At 60.3% G+C, this 23,540-nt stretch carries 17 protein-coding genes; 10 read left to right on the top strand and 7 right to left on the bottom strand.

Annotated elements, in window-relative coordinates:
* The coding region (locus tag WH299_RS08860; RefSeq protein WP_339550074.1) for a DUF3509 domain-containing protein at nt 1-256 on the bottom strand (256 nt) is incomplete at its 3' end.
* 352 nt (nt 257-608) lie between these two features.
* On the opposite strand from WH299_RS08860, the gene WH299_RS08855 reads away from it, so the two are divergent.
* The 5 genes from WH299_RS08855 (at nt 609) to WH299_RS08835 (ending at nt 6,270) form a co-directional block, all read left to right on the top strand.
* Nucleotides 609-2,435, top strand: coding sequence for a long-chain-acyl-CoA synthetase (locus WH299_RS08855; RefSeq protein ID WP_339550073.1), 1,827 nt, complete (start codon nt 609-611; stop codon nt 2,433-2,435).
* Between the two features lie 111 nt (nt 2,436-2,546).
* Nucleotides 2,547-3,062: an ankyrin repeat domain-containing protein gene (locus WH299_RS08850; RefSeq protein WP_339550072.1), complete on the top strand. Its 516-nt coding sequence runs from the start codon at nt 2,547-2,549 to the stop codon at nt 3,060-3,062.
* A 42-nt stretch (nt 3,063-3,104) separates the two neighbouring features.
* Nucleotides 3,105-3,635 carry a hypothetical protein gene (locus WH299_RS08845; protein ID WP_122725749.1) on the top strand — a complete coding sequence of 177 codons (531 nt, stop codon included), beginning with the start codon at nt 3,105-3,107 and terminating at the stop codon, nt 3,633-3,635.
* Nucleotides 3,636-3,702: 67 nt separating this feature from the next.
* On the top strand, nt 3,703-3,894 hold the full coding sequence (locus WH299_RS08840) for a PLDc N-terminal domain-containing protein (protein ID WP_003172956.1): 192 nt from the start codon (nt 3,703-3,705) through the stop codon (nt 3,892-3,894).
* A 288-nt stretch (nt 3,895-4,182) separates the two neighbouring features.
* Nucleotides 4,183-6,270: an LTA synthase family protein gene (locus WH299_RS08835; protein ID WP_122725752.1), complete on the top strand. Its 2,088-nt coding sequence runs from the start codon at nt 4,183-4,185 to the stop codon at nt 6,268-6,270.
* Nucleotides 6,271-6,322: 52 nt separating this feature from the next.
* On the opposite strand, the gene WH299_RS08830 is transcribed toward WH299_RS08835, so the two are convergent.
* Nucleotides 6,323-6,475 (bottom strand): DUF3309 family protein, encoded by a 153-nt coding sequence (locus WH299_RS08830; protein WP_015885095.1) that lies wholly within the window; start codon nt 6,473-6,475, stop codon nt 6,323-6,325.
* 328 nt (nt 6,476-6,803) lie between these two features.
* Here WH299_RS08830 and WH299_RS08825 point away from each other — a divergent pair, with 328 nt between their 5' ends.
* Both WH299_RS08825 and csrA read left to right on the top strand, forming a co-directional pair.
* Nucleotides 6,804-7,619 carry an SDR family oxidoreductase gene (locus WH299_RS08825; protein ID WP_122725754.1) on the top strand — a complete coding sequence of 272 codons (816 nt, stop codon included), beginning with the start codon at nt 6,804-6,806 and terminating at the stop codon, nt 7,617-7,619.
* Between the two features lie 129 nt (nt 7,620-7,748).
* Complete coding sequence (gene csrA, locus WH299_RS08820) at nt 7,749-7,952, top strand: carbon storage regulator CsrA (protein WP_122725756.1); 204 nt, start codon at nt 7,749-7,751, stop codon at nt 7,950-7,952.
* Nucleotides 7,953-7,959: 7 nt separating this feature from the next.
* Here the strand turns inward: csrA and WH299_RS08815 are convergent, their stop codons facing one another.
* The 5 genes from WH299_RS08815 to mnmC form a co-directional block, all read right to left on the bottom strand.
* On the bottom strand, nt 7,960-8,187 hold the full coding sequence (locus WH299_RS08815; protein ID WP_003192759.1) for a YheU family protein: 228 nt from the start codon (nt 8,185-8,187) through the stop codon (nt 7,960-7,962).
* A 59-nt stretch (nt 8,188-8,246) separates the two neighbouring features.
* Nucleotides 8,247-9,431: an osmoprotectant NAGGN system M42 family peptidase gene (locus WH299_RS08810; protein WP_016976388.1), complete on the bottom strand. Its 1,185-nt coding sequence runs from the start codon at nt 9,429-9,431 to the stop codon at nt 8,247-8,249.
* A gap of 24 nt (nt 9,432-9,455) precedes the next feature.
* Complete coding sequence (gene ngg / locus WH299_RS08805; protein ID WP_339550070.1) at nt 9,456-11,189, bottom strand: N-acetylglutaminylglutamine synthetase; 1,734 nt, start codon at nt 11,187-11,189, stop codon at nt 9,456-9,458.
* A 3-nt stretch (nt 11,190-11,192) separates the two neighbouring features.
* Complete coding sequence (locus WH299_RS08800; RefSeq protein ID WP_122725761.1) at nt 11,193-12,965, bottom strand: N-acetylglutaminylglutamine amidotransferase; 1,773 nt, start codon at nt 12,963-12,965, stop codon at nt 11,193-11,195.
* 638 nt (nt 12,966-13,603) lie between these two features.
* Nucleotides 13,604-15,586, bottom strand: a complete 1,983-nt coding sequence (gene mnmC, locus WH299_RS08795; RefSeq protein ID WP_339550068.1) for a bifunctional tRNA (5-methylaminomethyl-2-thiouridine)(34)-methyltransferase MnmD/FAD-dependent 5-carboxymethylaminomethyl-2-thiouridine(34) oxidoreductase MnmC — start codon at nt 15,584-15,586, stop codon at nt 13,604-13,606.
* 189 nt (nt 15,587-15,775) lie between these two features.
* Between mnmC and WH299_RS08790 the strand changes: the two genes are divergently transcribed.
* The 3 genes from WH299_RS08790 (at nt 15,776) to WH299_RS08780 (ending at nt 23,502) form a co-directional block, all read left to right on the top strand.
* Entirely contained in the window at nt 15,776-20,608 is a 4,833-nt protein-coding gene (locus tag WH299_RS08790) for an NEL-type E3 ubiquitin ligase domain-containing protein (protein WP_339550067.1), read from the top strand.
* Nucleotides 20,609-20,708: 100 nt separating this feature from the next.
* Nucleotides 20,709-22,226, top strand: coding sequence for a polyphosphate:AMP phosphotransferase (gene pap, locus WH299_RS08785; protein ID WP_339550066.1), 1,518 nt, complete (start codon nt 20,709-20,711; stop codon nt 22,224-22,226).
* Between the two features lie 91 nt (nt 22,227-22,317).
* Nucleotides 22,318-23,502: a thiolase family protein gene (locus tag WH299_RS08780; RefSeq protein WP_122687124.1), complete on the top strand. Its 1,185-nt coding sequence runs from the start codon at nt 22,318-22,320 to the stop codon at nt 23,500-23,502.
* Nucleotides 23,503-23,540: the final 38 nt, after the last annotated feature.

Genomic DNA, 23,540 nt, shown 5'->3' with positions numbered 1-23,540 from the left:
GGGCAAAGCGGTTCTGGCTTTGCAGCATCGAAATCTGTGGCAGGTCGCTGGCTTGTTCAGCCAGGTCGCGGCGGATGGCGCTGATCACCCAGGTCAATTGGTCGGCCGTGTGCAGCTGCTGGTAGGAGATGGAGCGCTTGACCTGCTTGCCTTCGCTGTTGCGCAGGGTCAAGAGGATGCCGCCGTCGGGACGTGGCTGGGTGGTGACGTCGTAGTTGGAGAATACTGAAGCGAATTTATCTTGGATCAGGCTCATGTCTATCAGCTCCATTGGCTCAAGTTGGCAAGCATGGAGAGATAGGTGCAGTGATTGTGCCAGCTATTGGTTTTATAAAATATCGTTATAAATCAATAAGATATAAAAATTACAAATTTTCGGTTTCGTGCAATTTGCATGAATGGCCATCATGCATCCTGCATTTTGCGTGGCTCGACGGCGCCGAACGGGCCCGCCCTTATTCCTAAAGACTGCATCGGCGTCGCTGAATTCCTTTTTTCAGCGGGCGTTCATCGGGATACAAAACTTTTCAAATCCTGCGTGTACAGCCGAAGAGAGGCTGACGTACTTTCCTGCAAGGTTTACGAAGAATAAGAAAAAGGACGTTCCCATGAGCCATTCGCAAAACGACATGATCACCTGGAGCATGATGCTGCGTAAGGTGCCTGCCATTGTTCGCGCCCTGCCACGGGTGGTGCGCGGCATGCGTGCCGCCAACGTCACCGACCCTCAGCAGCCCTGCGGCCTGGGCTGGCACTTCGAGCAAGCTACCCTGCGCATTCCACAGGGCGCCGCTTTGTTGTACGCCGACCGCGTGCTCACCTACACGCAAGCCAACCAGTCCGCCAACCGTATCGCCCACCACTTGCAGGCCCAGGGCATTCGCAAGGGCGATGTGGTAGCGATGTTTATCGAAAACCGTCCCGAGTTGCTGCTGAATGTGCTGGCTGTAGCCAAGTTGGGCGGCATCTGCGCCATGCTCAATACGGCGCAGACCCAAGCGGCGCTGGTGCACAGTCTGAACCTGGTGAGCCCGGCGGCGATTGTGGTGGGCGCGGAATTGGTGGCTTCATACGAGGCCGTACGCAATCAAGTGGAAATTCCCGCCGAGCGCACCTGGTTTGTCGCTGACCAACAGGTCAGCGCGCTGCCTGACGGGTACTGCGATCTGATGGCCGCCAGCGCCGACGCCCCGGTGGACAACCCGGCCAGCACCGCGCAGATCTTCTTCAACGATCCCTGCTTCTATATCTACACCTCCGGCACCACGGGCCTGCCCAAGGCCGGCATCATGAAACATGGCCGCTGGACCAAGACCGCTGTCAGCTTCGGCAGCATCGCCTTGGACATGGGCCCGGACGATGTCCTCTATTGCACCTTGCCGCTGTACCACGCCACCGGCCTCTGCGTGTGTTGGGGCTCGGCGATTGTCGGGGCCTCAGGGTTCGCCATCCGGCGCAAGTTCAGCGCCAGCCAGTTCTGGGATGACGCCCGCCGGTTCAAGGCGACCACCTTGGGTTATGTCGGTGAATTGTGCCGTTACCTGCTCGATCAACCCGCCAACCTCAACGACCGTGATCACGGTGTGACCAAGATGGTTGGCAATGGCCTGCGTCCTGGCGTGTGGGCGCAGTTCAAGGCGCGGTACGGTGTTGAGCATGTCTGCGAGTTGTATGCCGCCAGCGACGGCAATATCGGGTTCACCAACATTCTGAATTTCGATAACACCGTCGGCTTTTGCCTTCAGCACTGGGCGCTGGTGGACTACGCCCACGACAGCGGTGAGCCGATTCGTGGCAGCGATGGCTTCATGCATAAAGTGAAGACGGGTGGACAAGGCCTGCTACTGGCCAGGATCGATGAAAGGTCGCCCTATGACGGCTACACCGACCCGGAAAAGAACCGCAAGGTGATCCTCACCGACGTATTCGAGAAGGGCGACCGCTACTTCAATACCGGCGATCTGGTGCGCAGCATCGGCTTCGGTCATGCGCAATTTGTCGACCGCTTGGGCGACACCTATCGCTGGAAGGGCGAAAACGTCTCGACGACCGAAGTCGAGAACGTGCTGCTGCAGCACCCGCAGATCGCTGAAGTGGTGGCCTACGGTGTGGAAATCGAAAACACCAACGGCCGCGCCGGCATGGTTGCCATCACCCCGAGCGAATCCCTGGCCTCGTTGGATATGCGTGAGTTGCTGCAATTCGCCCACGGCCAGTTGCCGCACTACGCGGTGCCGTTGTTCCTGCGTATCAAGGTCAAGATGGAAACCACCGGTACGTTCAAATACCAGAAGGTAAAGCTCAAGGAGGAGGCGTTCGACCCTGAAAAAGCGGGCAATGACCCGGTATACGCCTGGTTGCCAGGTTCGGACTGCTATGTGCCGGTGACGGGACAATTGTTGGCGCAGATCCAAGGTGGCCAGTTCCGTTATTAAAAGCAGCGTTATTGATTCTGGCTATGGCGCCTTTTGACAAAAAAGCCATGACAGGCGGGAACTCCCTCGCGACACTGGGCGCCATATAAAGGACCAGACAAGGAGCCCCACATGTCAGACCAAGCCAAACAAATGACCGATGACGAAGCTGCAGAATTTGCCGAGCAGGTGTTCGACGTCGCCCGCAAAGGCGACGCCGCTATGCTTGCCGCGCTACTGGCCAAGGGCTTGCCGGCAAACTTCCGTAATCACAATGGCGACACCCTGTTGATGTTGGCGGCCTACCACGGCCATGCCGACGCGGTAAAAGTGCTGCTGGAATTCAAGGCTGACCCTCTGATTGCCAACGACAAGAACCAGTTGCCGATGGCTGGCGCGGCGTTCAAGGGCAACCTGGAGGTGGTCAAGGCACTGATCGAAGGCGGTGCGCCAGTGGATGCCTCGTCCACCGATGGCCGTACCGCATTGATGATGGCGGCGATGTTCAACCGCGTGGAAATGCTCGACTACCTGCTTGACCAGGGCGCCAACCCCAAGGCTACTGATGCCCAAGGCGCAACGGCTTTAGCGGCAGCACACACCATGGGCGCAGTGGATACGGCGGCGAAGTTGCAAAAACTGGTGTAGGCTACGCGCCCTCGAAAACCCGCCCGCCACAGGACAACACCCATGAAAACCGCCCTCGTCGAACTCATCAGCAAAATCAGCGCCGGTGTCATGAGCGAGGACGAAGTGGCGCGCATTGCCGATGAGGCGGCCCAGGCCTACGCGGACCCTGTGGCGTTTCTGGCGGCCAACCCCGATATCAACTACGACGACAGCTTCCCGATTCCGTTGGGGGAGTGGGTCGTCGTCGGCAGCCTGCCGGAAACCGTGTTGTTCCAGGCCGACACCTACGGCGACCTGTTCGCGCAGATCGTCGCCTCGTTCGGTCCGGGCGTGGCATTCAACCTCAAGCCCAAACAGCTTGCGAAGACCGAAGACCTCACCGCGCTGAACCGCATACAGATCCAGATGAGTGCACTGAGCCCGGAAGACGGTGGCTATGTGCTGCTCAATTTCAGTCAACTGTTGGATGACGAGATTCAGGCCGTGCTGGTGTACGGTAACGATCTGCCACGCGTGCTGGCGCTGTGCGCTGAAGTCGGCATCAAGGCTGAGCCGTCCCTGGAAGCGCTAAAGATCGCCGTTCACGTCTGAAATAAAACGGAACCCCCGCCAGCGCTGACTATCCTACAAGTGCATGCCCTCACTTAGGAGCGACACCATGGGTTCCACTTTTAATGGCTTGATCGGGCTGATCATCCTGGCGCTGGATATCTGGGCGATCATCAACGTGTTCAAAAGCGGCGCGAGCACGGGCGCCAAGGTGCTGTGGATCCTGTTGATCCTGCTGCTGCCGGTGCTGGGGCTGATCATCTGGGCAATCGCCGGACCGCGGGGCAACGTGCGCATCTGAGCTTACGCCAAGCCTGGCAACTTCGAGCCTTGTCTCGACAGCTGCCAGGCCACGGCTTATCACTTCATTTCATTTTGTGTATCGAAATATTCGCTGCACAGAATTTTCACATCCCATCCAAGACAATTCGCCGGCTTTATTTCCCTGCCAGGGCTCTATTCCAAGCGCCACTAAAGGCGGGGCTGCGGTGCGCGTTCAGTAATTAATAGCCTTGCTGGCATTGATCGGGCACCATTCGCGCCACTGCACTACTTCGTCACTTAAACTTCCAATGGGTCCTAAAACGACATGGCAAACCCGGACGCCCTGAATCAGCAGCGAGCTTCAAATCGCTTGCTGCAACCGACCGTCAAATCCCATCTGGCGTACACGCTGCTCTGCGCACTGGTCATGATGGTGATGTTCTCCCTGCTGCGCCTGGCGCTGCTGGTGTACAACCGCGAAATGATCCTCGACACGCCGGCCTCGACCTTCCTGGAAGCGTTTGTCAATGGCACTCGCTTCGACATCCGCTTTGTGATGTACGCGTTGGTCCCGCTGCTGCTGGCGCTGTTCAGCGTCCGCGCCATGGCCGCGCGTGGGTTCTTCCGTCTGTGGCTGACCGTGGCGTCCAGCATTGCCCTGTTCCTGGGCCTGATGGAAATGGACTTCTACCGTGAATTCCACCAGCGTCTCAACGGCCTGGTCTTCCAGTACGTTAAGGAAGATCCGAAAACCGTGATGAGCATGCTCTGGTACGGTTTCCCGGTGGTGCGCTACCTGCTGGCCTGGGCCTTGGGTACGCTGATTCTGAGCATGGCCTTTAAAGGCGCCGACCGCGCAACGCGCCCGCGCGGCCCGTTCAGCGGTGGCAGTATCGGCACCCGTCAAGTGGCACCGTGGTACACCCGTATCGCCGTGTTTGTGGTCTGCCTGCTGATCGCCGTGGTCGCCATTCGTGGCACCCTGCGCCAGGGCCCGCCGCTGCGTTGGGGGGACGTGTACACCACCGACTCGAACTTCGCCAACCAGCTGGGCCTCAATGGCACGCTGTCGTTGATCGGTGCGGCCAAGGCACGTTTCTCCGAACACCGTGACAACACCTGGAAAGCCACACTGGAGCAGCCGCTGGCGACCCAGACCGTGCGTGACATGCTGGTGCTGCCGACCGAAAAACTGGTGGATACCGACACCGCCGCCGTGCGCCGTGAGTTCACTCCGCCGGCCGAGAAAACCCTGCCGATCAAGAACGTCGTCGTGATCCTGATGGAAAGCTTCGCCGGTCACTCGGTAGGCGCGCTGGGGCGTCCGGGCAATATCACGCCGTACTTCGACAAACTGTCCAAGGAAGGCTTGCTGTTCGACCGATTCTTCTCCAACGGCACGCATACCCACCAGGGGATGTTCGCCACCATGGCGTGCTTCCCGAACCTGCCGGCGTTCGAATACCTGATGCAGACCCCCGAAGGTAGCCACAAGCTGTCGGGCCTGCCGCAGTTGCTCAGTGCGCGCAAGTTTGACGATGTGTATGTCTACAACGGCGATTTCGCCTGGGACAACCAGTCGGGCTTCTTCAGCAACCAGGGCATGACCAACTTCATCGGTCGTAACGACTTCGTTGACCCGGTGTTCTCCGACCCGACGTGGGGCGTGTCCGACCAGGATATGTTCAACCGTGGCCTGGAAGAATTGAAAGCCCGCGAAGGCGGCAAGCCGTTCTATGCCTTGCTGCAAACCCTGTCCAACCACACGCCGTATGCCTTGCCGACGCCATTGCCGGTGGAGAAGGTCACGGGTCGTGGCAGCCTCGACGAGCATTTGACGGCGATGCGCTACTCCGACTGGGCCTTGGGCCAGTTCTTTGAAAAGGCCCGCAAGGAGCCGTACTTCAAGGAAACCCTGTTCGTCATCGTGGGCGACCACGGCTTCGGTAACGAGCAGCAAATCACCGAAATGGATCTGGGCCGCTTCAACGTGCCGATGCTGATGATTGCACCGGGCATCCAAGAGAAGTTCGGCGAGCGTGACCACACCGTCGGCACCCAGATCGACATCGTGCCGACCATCATGGGCCGCCTGGGTGGCGAAACCCTGCACCAGTGCTGGGGTCGCGACCTGCTGAACCTGCCGGAAGGCGACAAGGGCTTTGGCGTGATCAAGCCTTCGGGTAGCGACCAGACGGTCGCGTTGCTCACCGGCGACCGGGTGCTGGTACTGCCGAAGGAAATGCCGCCCAAGCTGTGGGAATATGAGCTGGGCGCCAACCCGACCGGCAAAGTGATTGCTGAATCGCCGGACGAAGCTGCATTACGGCAGAAGCTGGAGTCATTCCTGCAGACGGCAACCAAGAGCCTGTTGGATAACACCGCTGGCGTAGTTGACGGTAAGCCGGACTAATTAACCGGCAATAAAAAAGAGGCCTTCAAAGGCCTCTTTTTTTGCCTGGCTTTTATATCCGGCCGAGCAACAACAGTACCAGCAGGACCACCAGTACGACACCCAGAATACCCGACGGGCCATAACCCCAGTTGCGCGAGTGAGGGAATACTGGCAGACCACCGACCAGCAGGAGGATCAGGATAATGATCAGAATGAGGCTCATGGTTTTTTTCCTTATTGGCCTTCTGCAAAGACCGGTTATTAACGATAGGCCCGCTAGTTGATTCACGAACGCCTTAACAACTCCGACTGTCGACAACTGCGGAAAATTCAGTATTTTTTTAAAGCATTTCGCAAACTTGCTTATTTCTTTTAGTGCGTTCGCGAATGCGCGTGGTTAGTTGAAAAATATTGAACTTAGGCTATACGCGAGCCTCCGACCCAGCTGCCGGTTTGCCAGGGGCATTCATCATTCTGATGGTGGATGGGGGCAGGAAAGACCTTCGCTACACTGCCGGTCACTTCTTCCGTGAACCACAAGGCTACTTCTTATGCAAAATCGCATGATGATCACTGGCGCCGGGTCGGGCCTGGGCCGCGAAATCGCTTTGCGTTGGGCCCGTGAAGGGTGGCAGCTGGCTTTGTCGGACGTCAGCGAGCCGGGCCTGCAGGAAACCCTTAAACTGGTACGCGAGGCAGGCGGCGACGGGTTTATCCAGCGTTGCGATGTGCGTGACTACAGCCAGCTCACCGCGTTTGCCCAGGCTTGCGAGGTCAAGTTGGGTGGCATCGATGTGATCGTCAACAATGCCGGCGTGGCGTCCGGTGGGTTCTTTGCCGAACTGTCCCTGGAGGACTGGGATTGGCAGATCGCAATCAACCTGATGGGCGTGGTCAAGGGCTGCAAAGCGTTCCTGCCGCTGCTGGAAAAGAGCAAGGGTCGCATCATCAACATCGCGTCCATGGCGGCATTGATGCAGGGGCCGGCGATGAGCAACTACAACGTAGCCAAGGCCGGCGTGGTCGCGCTGTCGGAAAGCCTGCTGGTGGAACTCAAGCAGCAGGAAGTCGGCGTGCACGTGGTGTGCCCATCGTTCTTCCAGACCAACCTGCTCGATTCGTTTCGTGGGCCAACCCCGGCGATGAAGGCCCAGGTGGGCAAATTGCTTGAAAGCTCGCCGATTTCGGCGGCGCAGATTGCCGATTACATCTACCAGCGCGTGGCAGAGGGCGAGTTCATGATCCTGCCCCATGAACAAGGGCGGATGGCCTGGGCCTTGAAGCAAGAGAACCCGCAGTTGCTCTATGACGAGATGACCACCATGGCCGACAAAATGCGCGCCAAAGCGCAGGCGGCCAAGGGCTGATCAGGCAGTGCTCTGTCAGGCAATTTACCTGCTCTTGTAGGCAGTGCCTGTTTTCGCCGCGAGCCATTGCTGCGGCCCACCCCGTGCGCGCATGGTCGAGGTCCTTTCATTGTTAAAAGGACAACCGCCATGCTGGTCCTAAGCCGCGCTGTAGGCGAAGTCATTTCCATCGGCGATGACATCGCCGTGCACATCCTTGAGTTGAACGGTAACCAGGTGAAATTCGGCGTTGGCGCGCCGGCCGGGGTGCCGGTTCATCGAGCGGAGGTGTACCAGAAAATCCTCGAACGCCAAGACGCCAGAACGTATCCGGTGCCTGTGCCCAACCCTTGAAACCCGGTCAGTCGAACAGATGCTTGGGCACGTCGTGCTTGAGCATCAACTGGCACTGCTCGCTCTCCGGGTCGAACACGATCAGTGCCTGGCCCTTGGTCAATGCCTGGCGCACGCGCAGCACGCGGGTTTCCAGGGGTGTGTCGTCGCCATTGTCGGTGCCGTCACGGGTGACAAAGTCTTCGATGAGGCGGGTGAGGGTGTCGACTTCAAGTGCGTCGTAGGGAATCAGCATACAAGCCTCGGGTGATGGATCCCGGCGATGCTACTGCGCCGGGATCATAGTTGCCAGCCTCAGGACTTGTTGCCCACCAGGCTGTCCACCGATGGCACACGGGTGTCGCTCTCCATCTGCGTCTCGTGCTCGATCTGATGGCTGAATCGATCAAGGGAGCCCTGGGCCGGTTGCGCATCACTGGCGAACACCGGCGGGCTGAGAATGTAAGCACCCAGCAAACGACTCAGGGCCGCGAGGCTATCGATGTGGGTACGCTCGTAGCCATGGGTCGCATCGCAACCGAACGCCAGCAAGGCCGTGCGGATATCGTGGCCGGCGGTGACCGCTGAATGTGCATCGCTGAAGTAATAGCGGAAGAGGTCGCGGCGCACGGGTAGTTCATTCTCCGACGCCAGGCGCAGCAAATGCCGCGACAGGTGATAGTCATACGGCCCGCCGGAATCCTGCATCGCCACGCTCACCGCGTGCTCGCTTGAATGCTGGCCGGGGGCGACCGGGGCGATATCGATGCCGACAAACTCACTGACGTCCCACGGCAAGGCAGCGGCCGCACCGCTGCCGGTTTCCTCGGTGATGGTGAACAGCGGATGGCAGTCGATCAGCAGGGGTTCGCCACTGTCGACGATGGCCTTGAGCGCGGCGAGCAGGGCGGCGACACCGGCCTTGTCATCCAGGTGACGGGCGCTGATGTGGCCGCTCTCGGTGAATTCCGGCAACGGGTCGAAGGCCACATAGTCACCGATGCCAATCCCCAGGGAATCGCAATCGGCGCGGGTCGCGCAGTAGGCGTCGAGGCGCAATTCCACGTGGTCCCAACTCACCGGCATTTCATCCACGGCGGTGTTGAACGCATGCCCGGAGGCCATCAGCGGCAACACGCTGCCACGGATCACACCGTTATCGGTGAACAGGCTGACGCGGCTGCCCTCGGCGAACCTGCTCGACCAGCAGCCCACCGGTGCCAGGCTCAGGCGGCCATTGTCCTTGATTGCACGCACGGCAGCGCCGATGGTGTCCAGGTGCGCGGACACGGCGCGGTCTGGGCTGTTTTTTTGGCCTTTCAATGTTGCGCGGATGGTGCCGCGCCGGGTCATTTCGAAGGGAATGCCCAGTTCTTCCAGGCGCTCGGCGACGTAACGCACGATGGTGTCGGTAAATCCGGTGGGGCTGGGAATAGCGAGCATTTCCAGCAGGACTTTTTGCAGGTAATTCAGATCCGGTTCGGGGATGGTTCGGCTCATAAAGACTCCTGGGGTTCGGATCGTTCAGCTATGGGGAAACAGCAAATCCACAAATTTCTCCGCGGTAGGCTGCGGTTCATGATTGGCCAGGCCGGCCCGTTCATTGGCTTCGATAAACACGTATTCGGGTTGATCGGCGGCGGGCACCATCAGGTCCAGGCCCACCATGGGGATGTCCAAGGCGCGGGCGGCGCGCACGGCGGCGTCCACCAGTGTTGGGTGCAGGATTGCGGTGACATCTTCCAGGCACCCGCCGGTGTGCAGGTTGGCGGTGCGGCGCACGGCCAGCGTCTGGCCAGGGGGCAGGATGCTGCTGTAGTCGAAGCCGGCGGCTTTCAAGGTGCGTTCGGTTTCGGCATCCAACGGGATTTTGCTTTCACCGTCGGTGGCGGCCTGGCGGCGCCGGCTTTGGGCTTCGATCAACGCGCCGATGGAATGGTGGCCATCGCCGGTCACTTCGGCAGGGCGACGGATCGCAGCGGCGACCACCTCGAAACCAATCACCAGGATGCGCAGATCCAACCCTTCGTGAAAGCTCTCCAGCAACACACGGCTGTCGAACTGCCGCGCGGCTTCAATCGCCTGCTGCACCTCTTCGATGCTTTGCAGATCCACTGCCACACCCTGGCCTTGTTCGCCATCCAGCGGCTTGACCACGATGCGCAGGTGTTCGTCGAGAAACTCCAGGTTGTCATCCGCGCTGCCCGCGAGTTGCTGTGAAGGCAGTTTCAAACCGGCGGCTTTCAGCACTTTGTGGGTCAGGCTTTTGTCCTGGCACAGGGTCATGCTGATGGCGCTGGTCAAATCGCTCAAGGATTCACGGCAACGCACGCGACGCCCGCCATGGCTCAGGGTGAACAAGCCCGCATCGGCGTCATCCACTTGCACGTCGATGCCACGCCGATGGGCTTCCTCGACAATGATCCGCGCATAGGGATTGAACCCCGCCTGTGGGCCCGGGCCGAGAAACAGCGGCTGGTTGATGCCGTTCTTGCGCTTGATCGCAAAAGTGGTCAGCGCGCGAAAGCCAAGCTTGGCGTAAAGGTTCTTGGCCTGGCGGTTATCGTGCAACACCGACAAGTCCAGATAGCTCAGGCCACGGCTCATGAAGTGCTCCACCAAATGGCGCACCAATACTTCGCCCACGCCGGGCCGCGTGCATTGCGGGTCGACTGCCAGGCACCACAGGCTGCAACCGTTTTCCGGGTCGTGAAAGGCCTTTTGGTGATTGAGGCCCATGACGCTGCCGATCACCGCGCCGCTGTCTTCGTCTTCCGCCAGCCAATACACCGGGCCACCTTGATGGCGCGGTGTGAGACGTTCGGCGTCGACCGGCAACATGCCGCGGCCTTGATACAACTGATTCACCGCCAACCAATCCGCCTCGCTCTGGACCCGACGAATGCGGAAACCGCGAAACACCCGAGTGGCCGGGCGATAGTCGCTGAACCACAGGCGCAAGGTATCGGAGGGGTCAAGGAACAACTGCTGCGGATCAATCCCCAGAATCTGCTGGGGCGCCGCCACATACAGTGCGATATCCCGTTCGCCCGGCTGCTCGTTGAGCAACTCTTGGGCGAGGCTGGCAGGGTCTGGGAATGTATGACCGATCAACAGCCGGCCCCAACCGCAATGCACGGCAATCGGTTCGGCTGCCAAGGGGCTGCCATCTTCCGCCAGGCGGGCTTGCAGGCGCTCATAAGTGGGCGCCTGGCCTTTGAGCAAGCGTTGGCTGTAAGCCGCTGCATGGGGTTTCATCGATCAGATTCCTTGTTCGCTGAGCCATAGGTTCAGCGCCGCCAACTGCCACAGCTTGGAGCCGCGCAGCGGGGTCAATTGGCCTTGCGGGTCGGTGAGCAAGCGGTCAAGCATCGCGGGGTTGAACAGGCCGCGATCCTGGCTCGGGTCGAGCAGCAGTTCACGCACCCAGTTCAAGGTATCGCCCTGCAAGTGCTTGAGGCCCGGCACCGGGAAATAGCCTTTTTTGCGGTCGATGACTTCGCTCGGGATCACGCGACGCGCAGCTTCTTTCAACACCTGCTTGCCGCCGTCAGGCAGCTTGAACTTGCCAGGCACACGGGCCGAGAGTTCCACCAGGCGATAGTCCAGAAACGGCGTACGCGCTTCCAGGCCCCAGGCCATGGTCATGTTGTCGACACGTTTGACCGGGTCGTCCACCAGCATCACCGTGCTGTCCAGGCGCAGGGCCTTGTCCACGGCGGCGTCGGCGCCTGGCATGGCGAAATGTTCGCGCACAAAGTCGCCGGCGGCGTCGTTGGCGGTCAGCCATTTCGGCGCGACAGTGGCCGCGTAGTCGTCGTAGCTACGGTCGAAAAAAGCCTCGCGATAAGCCGCGTAGGGATCGCTCGCGCCGTCCACCTGCGGATACCAGTGGTAACCGGCGAACAACTCGTCGGCGCCCTGGCCGCTCTGCACCACCTTGCAATGCTTGGCCACTTCCCGCGACAGCAGGTAGAAGGCGATGCAGTCATGGCTGACCATCGGCTCGCTCATGGCACGGAAGGCGGCCGGCAGTTGCTCGATGATCTCACTTTCGGCGATGCGCAGTTGGTGGTGACGGGTGCCGTAGTGCTTGGCGATCAGGTCCGAGTACTGGAACTCGTTGCCCGCTTCGCCACCGGCATCTTCAAAACCGATGGAAAACGTCGACAGATCCTGTACGCCCACTTCGCGCAGCAGGCCGACGAGCATGCTCGAATCGACGCCACCGGAAAGCAGCACGCCCACATCAACAGCCGCACGTTGGCGAATGGCCACGGCTTCGCGGGTGCTGGCGAGCACGCGGTCGGTCCAGTCTTCGAGAGTGAGGTTTTTTTCATCCTCGTGTGGGCCGTAGGGCAGGGTCCACCATACTTTCTGCTCGGTCTTGCCGCTGGCGTCGATGCGCATCCAACTGGCCGGCGGCATTTTTTCGATGCCGGCGAGCAAGGTGCGCGGTGCAGGCACCACGGCGTGGAAGTTCAGGTAATGGTTAAGCGCAACCGGATCCAGGATCGGATTGATGTCGCCGCCTTTAAGCAGCGCCGGCAGTGCCGAAGCAAAGCGCAAGCGCTGGCCGGTACGCGATAGGTACAACGGCTTCACGCCCAGGCGGTCACGGGCAATAAACAGGCGCTGGGCGTCACGCTCCCAGATCGCAAAGGCAAACATGCCGTTGAGCTTGGGCAGCAGCGCTTCGCCCCAGGCGTGATAGCCCTTGAGCAGCACTTCGGTGTCGCCGCCGGAATAGAAGGCGTAGCCCAGGGCTTCCAGCTCTTCACGCAGTTCCGGGAAGTTATAGATCGCGCCGTTGAAGGCCAGGGACAGGCCCAGGTGCGCATCGACCATCGGTTGGGCCGAGCCGTCCGACAGGTCCATGATTTTCAGGCGTCGATGGCCCAGGGCAATCGGCCCTTGGGCGTGGAAGCCCCAGGCGTCGGGGCCACGGGGGGCCAGATGATGGGTGATGCGCTCAATCGCAGCCAGGTCGGCAGGTTGGGCATCGAAACGTAATTCTCCAGCTAATCCGCACATAAATTCCTTACCGGTTTTTCCGTTGGGGAGGGGAAACACTCAATACGCCCAGAAGGGCGCGTACCCAGAAACTGACACACGCCTATCGTGGGAGTTTTAGAACAATCGGTTATAAGGCAAAGAGCCTTGATCGGTTGAATACCAGTCTGCGTGTGCCGTGACGTTGGATCCAATGGCGGTAAACAACGCTGGGATGTATGCAAAAAGTGAGGGAGTCGGGTGACGGACGCAAAGCAGTGCCGAGGCGATTGAGCGCAGTTGGACGCGTAAAACACTGCTGCGCAACGAGTACGGTATCGAGATGTTCGGACTGGAGCTGGAGGGCCTGAACGTCGGTGCTTTGCCCCAGTTGCCCGCCGAGGCGGATTTTGGCCATGTGCGTCGCCGAACTGCGGGTGTTGAACCTCAACCACAACCCGCTGTTAAACGCGCCGCTGATCGATCGGATGTTCGACTTGCGCGGCTTGTTCCTGAACAGTTGTTCTCTGAAGGAGTTGCCAGCGGGGTTTCGACGCCCGCCCTACCTGGAAACGGTTGACCTGCCCGGCCAACCCAGGCATATGCGCTTTGGGCAATTGGCCGAGGTGACGAATAAGGATGTGGTCGCTGCCGCTGACAAGGTCTGGGTGGCCGAGCTTTCACCCACCCGTGCCGCGAATCAACGCCCGCAGGGCGAACCGATTGGGGTGGCACGCCTCTGCCACGCTGGCGGGCACCGGCAACGGCTCGTCGTTGAGCCAGGCCGCCAGCAGTTCGGCGCACAGTGGCGCAGTGATCAGGCCGCGCGAGCCGTGGCCGCTGTTGATGTACAGGCCGTCAAGCCACGGGCAGGCGGTCTGTGGGATCTGGCGGGCATCCTTGCGCAGCGCTGCGTAAGTCTGGTCGAAGGCTGTGCGTTCGGCCAGCGGCCCCACAATCGGCAGGTAGTCGGGGCTGGTGCAGCGGAAGGCGGCACGGCCTTCCAGCTGTTCGGGGGCCAATGCGTCGGCACCCAACCGTTGCGCCAGGTCGACGGAAATCTCCCGCAGCATCTCCAGGTTACCGGCGTGTTCGGCGACGGTCGGCGTCAGGTCGTCGCTCTTGAAGTCGAAGCTGGCGCCCAGGGTGTGCTCGCCCAGGCGCGCCGGGGCCACGTAGCCTTCGGCGCAGACCACGGTGGCCAAGGCTTCGCTCTGCGGGGTTTGCGCCAGGCGTGTGATCTGCCCGCGAATACGCTTGAGGGGCAGGTCGGCGCTGAACGGAAAACGCTTGATCTCGGCCGCACCGGCTAACACCACCACCGGCGCGCTGACCAGCCGGGTGTCACCGGCCAGGGCGTGCCACTGGCCGTCAACGCGATGCAGCTCAAGGGCTTCGTGATGTGTCAGCACCGTGATCAGCGGATGGCGTGCCTGCCACTCGCACAACGCCGGTGGATGCACCCAACCCCCCTCGGGAAAGAACAACCCGCCGTGCTCCAGCGCCACGCCTGCGCGCGCTTGGGCCTGGGCCGGGTCCAGCAGGTGCAGCAAGCCGGGCGAAAAGGCGGCGGCCAACTGCGCCTGGCGCTCGGCCTCCTTGGCGTTGAAGGCCAGTTGCAGCACGCCGCAACCGTCCCAGTCGACGCTTCGGTGCAGGTGCTCCAGCAGGCGTCGGGTGTGGCCGAAACCACTGAGTATCAACTGCGACAGGGCTGTGCCGTGGGCGGACAGCTTGAGGTAGAGCACGCCTTGCGGGTTTCCCGAGGCTTCCTGCGCCAGAGCCGTATGGCGCTCCAGCAGGCTGACCTGCCAGCCGCGCGCCGCCAGGCTGGCCGCCGTGGTGCAGCCGGCCAGGCCGCCGCCGATTACCAGGGCGTGGCGTTCGCCATCAATGGCAGGCGGCCGTGCGAACCACGGCTTGGCGGCAGGCGGCACAGGCGCATCGGTTGGCCAACCAAGGAATTCTCCGCGCAGGATCTCCCACTTGTGCCCAATACCCGGTGTACGTTTCATCTTGAAACCAGCGGCATTGATCAGCCGGCGCACCCAGCCAGTGCTGGTGAACGTGCTGATCGTTGCGCCCGGTGCTGCCAATCGCGCCAGTTCGGCGAACAGTTCGGCGGTCCACATGTCCGGGTTTTTCGCCGGGGCAAAACCGTCGAGAAACCACGCGTCGATTTGCGCATCCAGTTGCGGCAGTTGCTCCAGTGCGTCGCCGATCAACAGGGTAAGGGTCACGCGGCCGTTATCCAGGATCAGGCGTTGGAAGCCTTGGTGGATCGCGATGTATTGCTTGAGTAATTGTTCGGCAAAGGGTTTTAGTTCAGGCCAAAGGGCGAGGGCGCGTTGCAGGTCGGCGTGGCTCAGCGGGTACTTTTCCACACTGACAAAATGCAGCCGTGCACCGGCCACGGCGTGTTGCTCGAACAGCTGCCAGGCGCAAAGGAAATTCAGGCCCGTACCGAAGCCGGTCTCGCCAATCACCAACCGACCACCCACCGGCAAGGCGGCAAAACGCTCCTGCAAGCGGTTCTGTTCCAGGAACACATAGCGGGTTTCTTCAAGGCCGGACTTATCGGAGAAGTACACGTCGTCGAACACCCGCGAGTGCGGGCGGCCTTGGTCGTCCCAGTCAAGCTGGGCGTGGATGAAGGGGGTCATGGGTGGCTCATAAAATTAACAGCAGGCAAAGGCAGGGCGGCCATTCTAGCTGATCACATACCCGGCGGTGTGGACCTGTCGCCGCACCGGGCGTTGGCGGGCCAAGTCACGGTGTTAGCCCGGTAACGCCAACCTGGCCGCGATGGCGCAAATACTGCGTACTGAATCAGTAAGCAAAGGACTTCGCCGATGTCGGCACAGGATGACTTGACTCACGTATTTACCCAATTGACTCAGCAGCAATTGCAAAGCGCGCTCCTGGAGATGACTGCAGACCTCGACAAAGCTCAGGTACTGCAAAAGAAAATGCCTGGGTGGATGATCAATGCGCCAGACAGCGTATTGGCAGCCCTGGAGCGCGACGCGGCACTAGTGGAGGTGCCCAAGGCCGAGTTTGCGCGGTTGTTGGCGCGCTTGCAGCCTCTGGACGCGTTTTGTGAGGCGCATTTGACGGCGTATTGCAAAACGAACTGGAACATCACCGTGCGTCCTAAAAAAGACACTTTCATCGTGGCGATACCTAACTATCACACCGAGCAAATGCCGTTGGGTTACGTGAAAACCTTCACGCTGGAACACCAGAGCCTGTTGCAGAGGGCCATGCAGAACTTTTCCCTCAGTGAGGCACGTGTTGGCAATTTTTCGCCGGAGTCGATGCTGCATTCGACCGTAACGGGGCGCTTGGCGATCACACCCCAGACGTTCGTCGAAGGTTGCCGCAGCCTCGACCTGGGCCGTTTGTATCAACAGCACATCAGTGATGTATTCAACCTGCCGCCGCCGGGCACCGATGACACGTTTCGTGTCAACACGGCTGCAGTCGATATCGGCCGGATGAAAACACTGGACATGAAAATCGACGCGCATATTGCGCTCATACGCGCGGATATCACGCCAGATGCCCATGGGGTGGTGTGTACGCTGCTGGACAGAAACCTTGCGCCGGACAACGCCCGAGATGTGCTGTTCAAGGGGCGCCCGGTGATGTGGCAAGGCCTGAATGCCAGGGACAGTTGTCTGTGGGGGATAGTGGTGTTTTCGGGCAGGCCGGTTGCTGACTATCCAATGGAACCGTGCCTGGTCTACATGCCGAACGAGCCGGTGCGACCGTTTTTCGAGTACCCGACGTTCAAAGACTATGTGACGTACCTGGATTTGAAGTTGGAAGTAGCAACGTACCGAACGTTTTTTACGCGCTACCTGGGGGAGGTTGACCGGTTGAGCTTCTTCCGTGCATTTGATCAGCACCGCACGCTGGGTGCGATTGAAGGCATGCCCATTAGGGGGAGTCTGGCCAGCCATTTTTTCAGTACCTGCGTCGGCAAGCTGCAAATCGATGCACGCACCCTGGCAGTACCGACGGTGGATGTTGATGAGCAAGAACGAACGCAGCGCAGGCTGGCGTATCTGGACGCCGGGTTGACGGTACTCAACCTGGCCGCTTTTGTCGTGCCGGCGCTGGGCATACTGATGACTGGAGTGGCCGTAGGGCAGATCGTCTCGCAAGTATTCGAAGGCATTGAGGATTGGCGCCGCAATGATCGGGAGGAAGCCCTCATGCAGTTGGGCGCGGTTGCGCAAAGCCTCACTTCAATGGCGCTGTTTGCGGCAGGCGTCAAGGTCGTCAGCCCGATGTGGCGGCGAGCACGGTTGAGTTTTGACCAGTTTTTCGGGGCACTGGAACCTGTGGAGTCAAGTGATGGCAGCCCGCGTTTGTGGCGCCCGAACTTTTCCTCCTATGGTCATGATCAAACGCTGGTCGAGGGGGTGGAGCCTGATGCCCAAGGGTTCTATCCGGTGAATGATGGCGCTTGCATCAAGATCAACGGTTTCGTCCATCGCGTCGTTTACGACGCAAAACTGGGCCAGTGGCGCGCCGTCCATCCAACGCGCCAGGCGGCCTATCGTCCAACCCTGCTGCACAATGGCGAGGGGGCCTGGCGTTTTACGCTTGAGCACCCTGAAGAGTGGGAAGATCCGCAACATGTGTTCTCACGTCTGGAACCGCGCAGCCACCAACCGGTGCTGGACAGCAGGAAGTTGCAAATGGTCAGCGCGATCATGGACAAGCCTTACGGTTGGGGCAGTTACCTGGCTCAGGAGTGCCTGCCATTGCCTGCGCGTTTTCGCGACTTGTTCGAATGCTTCAAACTGGATCAGTCCATTCGAGACTTGATCTGGCAGTTGGAGCGGGGTGTCTACCTGAATGCTGAAACCGCCACGTTGCAAATGCAGGCACTACCGTTGCTGCCCGAGTGGCCCAGGGCACGTTTTTTCGAGTGCCTGGATGCTGAGGGTAACGTCACGGCGCGCCATCCTGAAGCAACGTCCGTTGACGCGGTTCAACGCTTGACGGTGACTGAGCATAACCTTAAAGCGGGCCAGGTATTTGATGTGGTGTTGTCAGCCATGGATGACGCGCAAAAGCGTGCACTGCTGGGAGACGGTGTGGCCCACGATCAGGAACATGCCGTCCTGGTGAGCCGATTACTGGCACACCTGAAAGCGGATCGCAGGCCGCTGTTCGAACGAGCTTATCTGGCCTATGACCGGTCGATCCCGCAGGTGTCGGAGCCGCTTGCCAAGGCGTGGCCGCAGTTGCCGCGCACGCTGATGCGAGAGTTGGTGGCCGAGCTCTCGACGGTGGAGCTTGAGATCTTGCGTACGCATCAGCGCATCCCTATGGCCTTGGCCGAGTCTGTGCGCAATGCCTTGGAGGAGCTGCGCTTGGACCGTGCTCTGGCGGGCTTCCAATTACCGGAGCTTGCGGGCGTCGATAGCCAATCTGTCGCTGTGCGGCTACTGCCTCGTCTGCCCGGATGGGATAAGGCGCTGCACCTGGAACTGCGCCAGGATTCGCTCACCGGTGACTTACTGGCCCTGGGTGCGCTTGAGGGCGCCAGTCAACGCCGTGTGGTGGTCAAAACAGCGGCAGGTTTCCAGCCATTTGATGCCAATGGCTTGAGCATGGCGGATGTTCAGTCTGGCCCCGACGGACTCTTCAGTGCGATTGAAAGGGCGTTGCATGACAAGCAGCGAGCGGACCTGGGTTTACTGCTGCTGAGGACCGATAACGAGTGGCGGTTGCGTCGCAAGGTGGCCGACCTGGCCGAAGGTGAGCGGGCGGTGGCTGCCGAGGCTTTCGCCCCAACTGCCCACGAACCGCTGGTGGTGGAACAAGCGTGTGTGATGGGAGACTCACCGGTGGGGCTGGAGGTTCATCCGGCGGCCTTGGTGCGCAAGCTGAAGCGGATTTACCCGTCGTTCACCGATGCACAAGCGTCGGTCTTTCTGACCGAGTCGGGCGTTGATTATCTAGCGCGTGCCAAGACCGTCAAACGACTGGAGGAACAGTGGGCTCAACTGCGCGGGATTCTCAAGCGCTGGCGCAGCCACACTCAGGATATGACCAAACTGCCGGGCGACCTGCGTGATATTCGTCAAAGCCGCCAGGAGGTTGCCAGGCGCATCGAAGCCTGTTGGCGGCGCCAAAGCTTCGTGCTGGATGAGCGCCAAGCGTCGGTCGCCGGACTGACCCTGGACGGCATGCGTATCGGCACCTTGCCGATAGTGCCGGCTCATATACGCTTCGACCATGTCCGCCAGCTGTCACTTAATAATATGCGCCTGGGTGATGATGTCGCTTATTACCTGAAGCTCTTCAAGGGCCTGCGCCGCCTGGAACTGGGTCGTAATAATCTCACCCGGCTGCCGGAAGTCTTCTCGCTGATGCCCGATCTGGAAAGCCTGTCGCTGCCTCATAACCAGCTGCAGCTTAGCGAGTACACGCGTCTCAAACTGGCCGGGATGGTTACGCTGCGTCGCTTGGACTTAAGCCACAACCCTCTTCAGGTCGGCCTGGATGTGACCCGAATGCAGGGTTTGCACACACTGTTGCTGCAAGACACCCGAACCGTCGACGTCCCTGTTGGCCTGGAACGTCTGGCCTTTCTCGACCAGGTTGACCTGCGCGACAACTGGATCACCGTGTTGCCCGACTGGCTGTACACCGCGAGCCGCAATTACAGCCAGGCGCTCAACCTCGGCGGTAATTCGTTGTCGCCTGCGACGGTCACTGCGTTGACCCGCTACCGCGAGGCGGTCGGTATTGGCATGGGGTACCTGGGAGATGATCCACCGCGCTTGACCGAACTCAAAGCCAGAGCGTTATGGCTACCGGATGAGGTGGCCGACAGGGATGAGAATAAACGCAGCATTTGGTCCAGTTTGCGCGATGACCCCGAGTCGGAACCCTTGTTCGTGCTGCTGGCTGAGTTGGCGGGCACAGCCGACAGCCGTCATGTGCGTGAAGATTTGACCCGGCGGGTGTGGGAAGTTTTGCAGTCGACCCATGAGAGCGTCGCGCTACGTGAGCAGGTCTTCCAGCTCTCTGCCCATCCGGTGAACTGCGGGGATGGGGCTGCGCACATTTTTAGCCAGTTGGAGGTGTTGATGGAGATCGAAAAGGCGACACGCCTAGCTGGTCGGACGCAGGCGAGCCCAGCCGTGTTGCTGCGCTTGGGGCGCGGCTTGTTTCGCCTGAGCGAGCTGGAGAAACTCGCTGCTATGTACGCCGCTGAGCATCCGGATCTGGAACCCCTGGAGGTCAGCCTGGCCTATCGCAGTGGGCTGGCTGACGTATTGGCGCTACCAGGGCAGCCGAAGTACCTGCGCTACGGAGCATTGATTGCCCAAGGCGTGTTGGACACCGCTCACCAACAAGTGCTCAGCGCCGAAATGTCTCCGGCATTCTTGCGTTTCCTCGCACAACTGTCTTTTTGGAGGGCTCATCTCAAGCAGCAATTTCCCCACTCATTCAGCGCGGCGACCCAGCCGTTTGAGGTACGACAGCAGGCATTGTTTGAAAACAGTCAGAACCTAACCGATGGCGACTACCTCCAGCAAATGGAAGCGTTGTGCGCACCCCGGCGTCGGGCGGTCAACGCAGTGGTTGAGCGTCTGACCCTGCAACTGATGAGGAATCAGGACCTGGGCATTTGTCATGTGCCGGAACTGCGATAAAGGGCCGTGGGATTGACTCAGGGCAAGCACCGATGGAATTTCCTTCCGCGTGTTGCTGCCCAATCCGCTAGTCTTGAGCCATCTTGAAACGGAGCTGCCCATGTTCGAATCCGCCGAAATCGGTCACGCCATCGACAAAGACACGTACGACGCCGAAGTCCCTGCGCTGCGTGAGGCACTTCTGGAGGTGCAATACGAGCTGCAGCAGCAGAAGCGCTTCCCGGTGATCATCCTGATCAACGGTATCGAGGGTGCCGGTAAGGGTGAGACGGTCAAGCTATTGAACGAATGGATGGACCCGCGTCTGATCGAGGTGCGCACCTTCGACCAGCAGACCGACGAAGAGCTGGCGCGGCCGCCAGCCTGGCGCTACTGGCGGCAACTGCCCGCCAAAGGCCGCATGGGGATCTTCTTCGGTAATTGGTACAGCCAGATGCTGCAGGCCCGCGTGCATGGGCAGATCAAGGACGCGCGCCTGGACCAGGCTATCGCCGGTGCGGAGCGTCTGGAAAAGATGCTCTGTGATGAAGGCGCACTGATCTTCAAGTTCTGGTTTCACCTGTCCAAGAAGCAAATGAAAGCGCGGCTCAAGGCCCTGGCCGATGACCCGCTGCACAGCTGGCGCATCAGCCCGCTGGATTGGCAGCAGTCTGAGACCTACGACAAATTCGTGCATTTCGGCGAGCGCGTGTTGCGCCGTACCAGCCGCGACTATGCACCGTGGCATGTAATCGAAGGGGTGGACAGCAACTATCGCAGCCTCACCGTGGGCAAGCTGCTGCTCGAAGGCCTGCAAAATGCGTTGAAGCTGGTCAAGGGCAAGGCCAGTGGCATGAACCCGGCACCGTTGATCGCCTCCGTGGACAAGAAGAGCCTGCTGGACAGCCTCGACCTGACGCAGCGCTTGGAAAAGGACGATTACGAAGAACAGTTGATCACCGAGCAGGCACGCTTCTCCGGCCTGATGCGCGACAAACGCATGCGTAAGCACGCGTTGATCACGGTGTTCGAAGGCAACGACGCGGCGGGCAAGGGCGGGGCGATCCGTCGGGTGGCGGCGGCGCTGGACCCGCGCCAGTACCACATCGTGCCGATTGCCGCACCGAGCGAGGACGAGCGTGCCCAGCCTTATCTGTGGCGTTTCTGGCAGAAGATCCCGGCGCGGGGCATGTTCACTGTCTTCGACCGTTCGTGGTATGGCCGTGTGCTGGTGGAACGCATCGAGGGCTTTTGCACCCCAGCGGACTGGATGCGCGCGTATGGCGAAATCAATGACTTTGAAGAGCAACTGCGCGACGCGGGTGTGATCGTGGTCAAGTTCTGGTTGGCCATCGACAAGCAGACCCAGCTGGAGCGTTTCCAGGCCCGTGAGGAAATCCCGTTCAAGCGCTTCAAGATCACTGAAGACGACTGGCGCAACCGCGACAAGTGGGACGACTACCGTGCCGCCGTGGGCGATATGGTTGACCGCACCAGCACTGAAATCGCGCCCTGGACACTGGTGGAGGCCAACGACAAGCGCTGGGCGCGGGTCAAGGTGCTGCGCACGATCAACCGGGCGCTGGAGGCGGCGTTCGACAAATCCGACAAGCACGACAAGAAAGGCAAGAAGAAGTAGGCCTATCCATAGGGTGAATGATCGTCGCGGTTGGCGGGAGCTGGATCTATCCTCGATCCATCTCCCGACAACCACAAGATCGAGGTAGCCCATGCGTGAAGTAGTGATCGTCGACAGCGTGCGAACTGGCCTGGCCAAATCGTTTCGTGGCAAGTTCAACCAGACCCGCCCGGATGACATGGCGGCCCATTGCGTCAACGCGCTGCTCACCCGCAATGGAATCGACCCGGCCACGGTGGAGGACTGCATCGTCGGCGCCGGCTCCAACGAAGGTGCCCAGGGCTACAACATCGGGCGCAATGTGGCGGTGTTGTCACAACTGGGTACCGGTACGGCGGGGATGACCCTCAACCGGTTCTGCTCGTCGGGCTTGCAGGCGATTGCCATCGCGGCCAACCAGATCGCGTCGGGCTGCAGCGATATCATCGTTGCCGGTGGCGTCGAGTCCATTAGCCTGACGATGAAAAGCGTCAACACCGACAACCTGATCAACCCGCTGCTGAAAGAGCAGGTGCCGGGTATCTATTTCCCCATGGGCCAGACTGCCGAGATCGTCGCTCGTCGCTACAACGTCAGTCGCGAAGAGCAGGACTTGTACGCCCTGCAAAGCCAGCAACGCACCGCCCAGGCTCAGGCAGACGGTTTGTTCAACGATGAAATCGTGCCGATGGCGGTCAAGTACAAAGTCGAAGACAAGAACACCGGTGAAGTGCAGGTGCTCGAGGGCGTGGTCGATCGTGACGACTGCAATCGCCCGGACACCACGTTGGCCAGCCTGCAAGGCTTGAAGCCGGTATTTGCCGAGGACGGCTCGGTGACGGCGGGTAACTCGTCGCAGCTCTCCGACGGCGCCTCGATGACGCTGGTGATGAGCCTGGAAAAAGCCCTTGAACTGGGCCTCAAGCCGAAGGCGTTTTTCCGTGGGTTCACGGTGGCGGGTTGCGAACCGGACGAGATGGGCATCGGCCCGGTGTTCTCGGTGCCCAAGCTGCTCAAGGCCAAGGGCTTGCAAGTGGCGGATATCGACCTGTGGGAACTCAACGAAGCCTTCGCGTCCCAGTGCTTGTATGCGCGTAATCGCCTGGAAATCGACAATGCCAAGTACAACGTCAACGGCGGATCGATCTCCATCGGCCACCCCTTCGGCATGACCGGTTCGCGGCAGGTGGGGCATCTGGTACGTGAGTTACAGCGGCGCAATCTGCGTTATGGCATCGTCACCATGTGCGTGGGCGGTGGCATGGGCGCCACCGGATTGTTCGAAGCGGTGCGCTGATCTTCGCTACACAAAGTGCGTCGGGTGCCCCTAGAATG

Source organism: Pseudomonas sp. MYb541, assembly GCF_037479595.1.
GTDB lineage: Bacteria > Pseudomonadota > Gammaproteobacteria > Pseudomonadales > Pseudomonadaceae > Aquipseudomonas > Aquipseudomonas canadensis.
The sequence above is the reverse complement of the archived record's forward strand: the minus strand, read 5'-3'. Positions and strand labels throughout refer to the sequence as shown.

Bases quoted from the DNA above. Each gene is read 5' to 3' on its own strand.
- pap (WP_339550066.1), top strand. From the start codon at position 20,709: ATGTTCGAATCCGCCGAAATCGGTCACGCCATCGACAAAGACACGTAC.
- WH299_RS08830 (WP_015885095.1), bottom strand. From the start codon at position 6,475: ATGAGCCTCATTCTGATCATTATCCTGATCCTCCTGCTGGTCGGTGGT.
- WH299_RS08845 (WP_122725749.1), top strand. From the start codon at position 3,105: ATGAAAACCGCCCTCGTCGAACTCATCAGCAAAATCAGCGCCGGTGTC.
- WH299_RS08840 (WP_003172956.1), top strand. From the start codon at position 3,703: ATGGGTTCCACTTTTAATGGCTTGATCGGGCTGATCATCCTGGCGCTG.
- WH299_RS08810 (WP_016976388.1), bottom strand. From the start codon at position 9,431: ATGAGCCGAACCATCCCCGAACCGGATCTGAATTACCTGCAAAAAGTC.
- WH299_RS08855 (WP_339550073.1), top strand. From the start codon at position 609: ATGAGCCATTCGCAAAACGACATGATCACCTGGAGCATGATGCTGCGT.
- WH299_RS08825 (WP_122725754.1), top strand. From the start codon at position 6,804: ATGCAAAATCGCATGATGATCACTGGCGCCGGGTCGGGCCTGGGCCGC.
- ngg (WP_339550070.1), bottom strand. From the start codon at position 11,189: ATGAAACCCCATGCAGCGGCTTACAGCCAACGCTTGCTCAAAGGCCAG.
- WH299_RS08815 (WP_003192759.1), bottom strand. From the start codon at position 8,187: ATGCTGATTCCCTACGACGCACTTGAAGTCGACACCCTCACCCGCCTC.
- WH299_RS08790 (WP_339550067.1), top strand. From the start codon at position 15,776: ATGTCGGCACAGGATGACTTGACTCACGTATTTACCCAATTGACTCAG.
- WH299_RS08850 (WP_339550072.1), top strand. From the start codon at position 2,547: ATGTCAGACCAAGCCAAACAAATGACCGATGACGAAGCTGCAGAATTT.
- WH299_RS08835 (WP_122725752.1), top strand. From the start codon at position 4,183: ATGGCAAACCCGGACGCCCTGAATCAGCAGCGAGCTTCAAATCGCTTG.
- WH299_RS08780 (WP_122687124.1), top strand. From the start codon at position 22,318: ATGCGTGAAGTAGTGATCGTCGACAGCGTGCGAACTGGCCTGGCCAAA.
- mnmC (WP_339550068.1), bottom strand. From the start codon at position 15,586: ATGACCCCCTTCATCCACGCCCAGCTTGACTGGGACGACCAAGGCCGC.
- csrA (WP_122725756.1), top strand. From the start codon at position 7,749: ATGCTGGTCCTAAGCCGCGCTGTAGGCGAAGTCATTTCCATCGGCGAT.
- WH299_RS08800 (WP_122725761.1), bottom strand. From the start codon at position 12,965: ATGTGCGGATTAGCTGGAGAATTACGTTTCGATGCCCAACCTGCCGAC.